The following is a 2,140-nucleotide window of genomic DNA, read 5'->3' on the forward strand; positions in this document are numbered from 1 at the left end:
GCCACGAACTTCACCGTGCTGGGCGACGGCGCCATCCTGGCCGTCTCCCCGCCCGGAACCGGCACCGTCCCGGTCACGGTGATCACGCCGGCCGGCACCAGCAACGGCGCCTCCTACACCTACCTGTAGGACGGCGGCCGAACCGCCGCGGTCCGTAGGGGGATGTGATGCGGCGGGGAAACAGTGAGCTCCGGCAGCAGAAGCTGCCGGAGCTCACTGTTCGTCAGGCATGACCTGCGGACGCCGTGTCCGCGCAGGTTCCGTGAGCCGTGGCCGTCCGCCTGGTACTGCAACCGCAGTCATGGGGGGTGGCCTCGGCCTTTGTACTGGCTGTGGCAGGCGCGGGCCTGGCTGCGGCGTGACCAGTACGACCAACGCAGATGGTGGGCCGCGGTGAGGTGGCGAGGAGGGAGGAGCAGGCCGATGAGGCGGCGGATCTCCGGGACGGACAGCGGTATCAGGCCGCTACGGCCGGGTCTGGAGCCCCTTTGCCAACCCGTGTGCCCGGCTGGCGGTCCGGCAGGCGAGGGCGGCCGTGGAAGCGGATACGCCGGGACGGCAACGGTGCTGCTCGTCCCTTCGTGCGGAAAGGGGAAAGCGGCCGGTCGATGCGCCGACCGCCTTCGGTGCGCCCCGATGCCGGGCGCCCGTGTCACCGGCTGACGACGGTGATCGTTCCGGCGCCGCCTTCTCGGCGCTGTGCGGCCAGGGCTTCCTGGTAGGTGACGTACTCGCGAACGGTGCCGTCAGGCAGGCTCAGCTGGTAGACGACGGTTTGCGGTGATCCTCCGCCGCAGTTGCAGGCCATGGTTCAGTGTCCTTTCCGGGTGCTGGGTTCGGGTCTTCTGGAGAGCGGGCGTTGGTCAGTCCAGCCATCGTGAGGCCACACCCGCCAGGTACGAGACGCTGAGCGCGGTCGCCGGTATCCGGAACCACGGGCTGCCCTCCAGGCACGCGGCACAGCCGACCGCGACGGCGGACACCCAGACGCTCGAACACCAGCCGCAGGTGATCAGATAGGCGGCCTTGGACTCCTCGCCGAAGCGATCGGCGACCCAGATCCTGAGACCGCCCGCGAGGGTGTCCTTGGTCAGGAAGCGGGTGATGCGGCAGGTGGCGCCGAGCGCGAGAAGGAACATGGTCAAGCTCATGGGGACAACTCCACTGACCAGGGACGCGGAAGTACGGTTGCGGGCGTCGCGGCGGGTTCGGTGGCTTCGCCGCTAGGCCCCCAGCGCGTCCGTCCCCCCGCCGTGCGAGGGCGGGGGGACGGACCTTCGAGGTCGGCCGCTCATCTGCGGACGATGAGGTCAGGCCTCACCCGGCTCGGCCACCGGTACCGGTCCGCGATCCACGTGCCGGGCGCGGTAGGACCGGTCCGGTCACTACAGCGGCCGGCAGGGCAGCAGGGTGCCGGTCGACTGCAGCGTCGTGCCGCCGACGTTGGCGGTCGCGGTGAAGGCGCCGGATTGGACCTGAGGCAGACTCAGGTCGGTGGTGAGGATCGCGATCCCGGACGCGTCCGTCACCGCCGAGCCCACCGGCTGTCCGGCGACGAGGAAGTTCACCGTCACGCCGGCGGCCGCGGGAGTGAGCTGGGCCTTCAGTGTGGCGGTGAAGGGGTACGGCTGCCCGTGCGAGGGGGTCGCCAGCGCGTGCTCCCAGTGGCCCTGCCAGCAGGACGGCAGCGCCTGCAGGCTCACGGCGGGGCCGCCTACGCCGACGGTGATCGGGACGGGGAGCGAGACGACGTTGGTGCAGGTGCAGGTGGTGCCGGCCGCGGTGACGGTGGCGGTCAGCGACACCGGTCCGGCGGTGGGGAAGGTCACCGACCCGGTGGCGACGCCGAGTGCGCTGGTGGTGGCGGTCACCGGCGTGGCCCCGTCGCCGTTGAAGGTGACCGTCGCACCCGGAACGGGCACGCCGTTGCACAGCACCACCGCGGTCAGGGTGGTGGGCTGGCCGACGACCACCGGAGCCACCGGGGGCAGCAGGAGCACCAGGCAGGCCGGCGGCGTGGTCACCGTGACGGTGACCGGGACGGAGACGACGTTGGTGCAGGTGCAGGTGGTGCCGGCCGCGGTGACGGTGGCGGTCAGCGACACCGGTCCGGCGGTGGGGAAGGTCACCGACCCGGTGG

Annotated in this window: 3 protein-coding genes; all 3 read right to left on the reverse strand. The window is 71.5% G+C overall.

Going from position 1 to position 2,140, the window contains the following annotated elements; genetic code table 11:
- Positions 1–652 precede the first annotated feature (652 nt).
- Entirely contained in the window at positions 653–808 is a 156-nt protein-coding gene (locus ACH4J0_RS42865) for a hypothetical protein (protein WP_396246613.1), read from the reverse strand.
- Positions 809–863: 55 nt separating this feature from the next.
- The gene (locus ACH4J0_RS42870) at positions 864–1,151 is read right to left on the reverse strand and encodes a hypothetical protein (protein WP_396246614.1); all 288 of its coding nucleotides are present in this window, start codon (positions 1,149–1,151) and stop codon (positions 864–866) included.
- A 234-nt stretch (positions 1,152–1,385) separates the two neighbouring features.
- On the reverse strand, positions 1,386–2,140 hold a 755-nt coding region (locus ACH4J0_RS42875), incomplete at its 5' end, for a hypothetical protein (protein ID WP_396246615.1).

Source organism: Kitasatospora sp. NPDC017646, from assembly GCF_044329365.1.
In the GTDB taxonomy this organism is placed as follows: domain Bacteria; phylum Actinomycetota; class Actinomycetes; order Streptomycetales; family Streptomycetaceae; genus Kitasatospora.